General features: G+C 68.2%; 4 protein-coding genes and 2 tRNA genes. 1 reads left to right on the forward strand and 5 read right to left on the reverse strand.

Going from position 1 to position 4,488, the window contains the following annotated elements; genetic code table 11:
- Positions 1-179: 179 nt before the first annotated feature.
- The 3 genes from AC08OO_RS16060 to AC08OO_RS16070 form a co-directional block, all read right to left on the reverse strand.
- The gene (locus AC08OO_RS16060) at positions 180-821 is read right to left on the reverse strand and encodes an ATP-dependent Clp protease proteolytic subunit (protein ID WP_011435649.1); all 642 of its coding nucleotides are present in this window, start codon (positions 819-821) and stop codon (positions 180-182) included.
- A 335-nt stretch (positions 822-1,156) separates the two neighbouring features.
- Positions 1,157-2,599, reverse strand: coding sequence for a trigger factor (gene tig / locus AC08OO_RS16065; RefSeq protein WP_476610823.1), 1,443 nt, complete (start codon positions 2,597-2,599; stop codon positions 1,157-1,159).
- A gap of 58 nt (positions 2,600-2,657) precedes the next feature.
- Positions 2,658-2,730: transfer RNA gene (locus AC08OO_RS16070), tRNA-Pro, on the reverse strand.
- A 47-nt stretch (positions 2,731-2,777) separates the two neighbouring features.
- Between AC08OO_RS16070 and AC08OO_RS16075 the strand changes: the two genes are divergently transcribed.
- Positions 2,778-2,851 (forward strand) — tRNA-Gly (locus AC08OO_RS16075).
- A gap of 90 nt (positions 2,852-2,941) precedes the next feature.
- Here the strand turns inward: AC08OO_RS16075 and AC08OO_RS16080 are convergent.
- Positions 2,942-4,126: a tyrosine-type recombinase/integrase gene (locus AC08OO_RS16080; RefSeq protein WP_011435647.1), complete on the reverse strand. Its 1,185-nt coding sequence runs from the start codon at positions 4,124-4,126 to the stop codon at positions 2,942-2,944.
- A complete protein-coding gene (locus AC08OO_RS16085) occupies positions 4,126-4,452 on the reverse strand; it encodes an excisionase family DNA-binding protein (protein ID WP_011435646.1) in 327 nt (108 codons plus the stop codon). Before AC08OO_RS16085 ends, AC08OO_RS16080 begins: the two co-directional genes overlap by 1 nt.
- Positions 4,453-4,488: the final 36 nt, after the last annotated feature.

Genomic DNA, 4,488 nt, shown 5'->3' on the forward strand with positions numbered 1-4,488 from the left:
GCCGTACTCGCCGCGGGAGGTCTTCTCGATGATGTTCGGCAGGACGTAGCGGCCCTGCGGCCCTGCGGCTGGGCGGCGGGCCTGCTCGTGCCGCATCTGCTGGTACAGCGTGTCGTGGAACATGGTGGCTGCCTCCGGGACGGATGACGACGGTTCGATCCGGTGAGCGGGGGCTCCGCTCAGCTCACCGGGCCTTCGCTGGGAACCTGGCGGGCCTGCTGGACGACGTGGTCGACGAAGCCGTAGTCCTTGGCCTCCTCGGCCGTGAACCACCGGTCCCGGTCGGAGTCGCGCTCGATCTGCTCGATCGGCTGACCGGTGTGGAAGGCGATGCGCTCCTGCATCATCCGCTTGGTGTACAGCATCTGCTCCGCCTGGATGGCGATGTCGGAGGCGGTGCCCCCGATACCACCGGACGGCTGGTGCATCATGATCCGCGCGTGCGGCAGGGAGTAACGCTTGCCCGACGCACCGGCGCAGAGCAGGAACTGCCCCATCGACGCGGCGAGACCGAGCGAGACGGTCGCGACATCGTTCTCGACGAACTGCATAGTGTCGTAGATCGCCATACCGGCGCTCACCGACCCACCCGGCGAGTTGATATAGAGGAAAATGTCGCGGGTCGGATCCTCCGCGTTGAGCAGCAGGAGTTGCGCGCAGATCGCGTTGGCGATCGAGTCCTCGACGACCGAGCCGAGGAAGACGATGCGGTTGGCCAACAGACGGTTGAACACCTGGTCGTCGAACGCGGGTCCACCCTGACCGGGTGCACGAAGGTCCGGACCCGGAACCGGCAGGCGCGGGGCTGCGATGTTACTCACGGTCAGCTCCTCGACTTCCTCACATGGGACGGCTGATTGACCGGCTCGACACTATCTGTGACACGCCCCAGTTCCCGCCCTTCCCGCCCGATGTTCGCGCTGGGCGTGAGGACGGGCCAGCCCCACCGGCCCAGGGCCGGTGGGCGCTCATGGCCAGCCGGGTGCGGGCTGGTTCGGCGCGGCGCCGTCCGGTCACGGAAGGCGGCGATGGTGAGACGAACAGCGGGGCCGGCCACGGTTCCAGGTGGGAACGGTGACCAACCCCCACGGTTCGCCTGTTATGACCCGATGGTTGCTTCGGGAGGAACGCGACCGCGCCAGCGGCGAGGCGCTGATCAGCCGTTGCCGTCGGTCTCCGCCTCGACCGGCTCGACCGTGGCGTCCCCGTCCCCGGGGGCGACGACCTCCGCCGCGACGGTGACATCGCGGCCATGATCGGCGTCGGCGTCGGCGTCCGGCTGCGGACGGGCTGGCAAAGCGAGCTCGACGGGGGTCCCCGCACCGTCGACGACCTTGGCGTTCTCCAGCAACAGGAAGAGCGCCTTGGTCCGCAGGACGTCGGCCATCAGGGCCGTGAGACCCTCGCCCTGCGCAAGCTGCTTAGCGTAGACGTCCGGCTGCACCCCGGAGCGCTGAGCGCGCAGGATGAGCTGCTCCATCAGCTCGCCCTGGTCGATCCCGATCGACTCGGCATCGATCACCGCGTCCAGGATGAACTGGGAGCGGATCGCCTTGCCGGCGGACTCGCGGACCTCCGCGTCGAACTCCTCCTCGGTCTGGCCGAGGGTCTCCAGGTAGGACGGGCGGTCCGTGCCGATGTACTCCAGCTCGCGGGAGAGGCGGTGCTCACGGGCCTCGATCTCGCCGACGAGCAGCGAGCCGGGCACCGGCACCTCCACCCGCCCCAGGAGGCTTTCCAGCAACTTCTCCCGGGCCTGGCCGACCTGTTCGGTGCGGCGCGACTGCTCCAGGCGCGTCCGGATGTCCGCGCGCAGCTCGTCGAGGGTGTCGAACTCGCTGGCGGTGGTCGCGAAGTCGTCGTCCAGGGCCGGGAGCTCCTTCTCCTTGACCCCGCGGACCGTCGCCGTCACCTGGGCGGGCTGACCGGCTTGCTCACCGGAGAGCAGCTCCGTGGTGAAGGTGCGGGTCTCGCCGTCCGTGGCGCCGATGATCGCGTCGTCGAGACCCTCGACCAGGTTGCCGCTACCGACCTCGTAGGACAGCCCGGTCGCCTCGGCACCATCGATCGGCGTGCCGTCCGCCTCGGCGGACAGGTCGAGCGAGACGTAGTCACCCGCCTGCACGGCCCGCTCCACCGGCGTGAGCACCGCGAAACGATCACGCAGCGCGCCGAGCTGCTCCTCGACCTGCTCGTCGGTGACCTCGACGGCGTCAACGGTGATCTCAAGCTCCGAGAACTCCGGCAGGGTCACCTCGGGCCGGACATCCACCTCGGCGGTGAAGACGAGCTGGCCGCCGTCGACGAACTCGGTGATGTCCACCTCGGGCCGGGACAGCACATCGACCTCCTCGGCCTGCACGGCCTCGGAGTAGAGCTGCGGCAGCGCCTCCTGGACGGCCTCGTCCAGGATGACACCCCGGCCTAGCCGCTGGTCCAGGATGCGCGGCGGGACCTTGCCCGGCCGGAAGCCCGAGACCCGGACCTGGCGGGCAAGCTTGCGATATGTGGCCTCGAGCGAGGGCTTGAGCTCGTCGAAGGGCACCTCGACAGTGAGCTTGACCCGGGTCGGGCTGAGGGTCTCCTTGGTGGCCTTCACGGCGCGGCGGTCTCCTGGTACGACGTTGGACAGGGGGGTGACACGCCGAGGGTATCGGTCGGGGCGGGGAGACTCGAACTCCCGATCTCCTGCACCCAAAGCAGGCGCGCTAGCCACTACGCTACGCCCCGAGGCGTCGCCTGCTCATTCTACGGGGTAAGCTCGCATCGATCACCTCGCGGGTGTAGCTCAATGGCAGAGCCCCAGCCTTCCAAGCTGGTCATGCCGGTTCGATCCCGGTCACCCGCTCCACTCTTCACCCCCTGGTCAGGGCTATGTTCCGGCCAGGGGGTGAAGATCGTTCAGACAGTCAGCATCGGGTCATAGGCCATCCACGGGCCACTAGGCCGGCACGAGAGCCCCCGCGGCCCCGTCCTCGGGGGTGTCGTCCGGGCGTGGCGCGGGAGGTGGCACGCTCCCCTGCTGCGCGGCCAGGACGGCGCTGAGGGCGTCCGCGATGGCCGCGTCAGCCTCGGTGGATGCGTGCTGGTAGATGAGCGCGGCGCGGGGCGAGTCGTGCCCCATGCGCGTCATCAGGTCCCGCAGACTCGCCCCGGTCCTAGACGCCAGCGTGTTGCCGGTGTGCCGCAGGTCGTGAAAGTGCAGGTTCGGCATGCCGATGGCAGCAACCGCGTCTGACCATCCCACGAGCTTCCGGAAGTTCCCGCGGCGCAGAAATCCACCCTTCGGTCCTGTGAACACGAATGCCGCCGGATCGTCCGCCACATATTCGGCAAGGTGGATCCGAAGCCACGGCAGAATCACCGCTGGGAGAGACACGGTACGGACACCCGCCCGGGACTTGGGCGGACCGAGAACGACCCCTTGCCCACCGATCTCCACCAGGGACTGCCTGATGTGCACGATGCCGTCGTCGGTGTCGAGGTCGCGTCGCTGAAGCGCGGCCACTTCACCCCACCGCAGGGAGGCAAAGGTGGTCACCAGCACGAGCGCTCGGTACCGACCACCAAGCTTCTCCGCGAGAGCGAACACCTGAGAAACGGTCAGGACCGGACGCTCGGGAGCGTTCTCCTGATCGGCCCCGGGGATACGGCACGGGTTGGTCCTGATCAGCTCGTCTTCCCGGACCGCAGTCATGAGCACGGCGCGCAGCAGCCGGTACGCCTTCGCCGTCGTACCCACCGACACGCCCGATTCGAGTAGCTTTGTCCGCCACTCGCGGATGATCGGAGTCGTGAGCTTGCCGATCGGAATACCCCCGATGTACGGCGTGATATGCCGGGTGAGGAGCCCCGAATACAGGCCGATCGTGCGTGGCCTGAGATTGGGCCGCTCGACAATCCAGCGGGCGGCGTAGTCGGTCAGGGTAACCTTTCCGCGCTCCGGATCGATCCATTCTCCGCGCAGTATTTGACCCTCGATGAGGGTCAAATACCGTTCCGCTTCACTCTTCCGCGCGAATGTCTCGGGTGCGGTGCGCTGCTGTCCGTCCGGCCCGGGATAGCGGACCTGGTATCGGCCGGACTCGCGGCGGCGAATGCTGCCGAAGCGGCGACGGGCGGCCATCAGATCACGCTCCGTACGTCGCGCCAAACCTTGGAGACCGTGAGCGACTCGACACGACCGGCCGCGATATGGGCGTCAACGTCGGCGGAGGTCAGCCGGATCGACCGGCCGATGCGGTGGAACGCGATACGCCGTTCCGCAACCAGGCGGCGCACGTACCGGACACTCATGTTCATCCGGGCAGCGGCCTGCTCGACGGTCAGGATGTCGCCCAACGGCGCCGGTGGGGAGGTCGTACCGGCGGCCGGTCGCGTCGACGCTCGGTGGCGGGCGGGTATCGCGAGGACCACACCGCCCGCCTGTGGGCTGGTAAGGGATTGAGCCACGATAGGTGTGCCTTCTTCCGTTTCGAGGGGAGTGGG

The organism is Frankia sp. CeCAU1, from assembly GCF_977971845.1.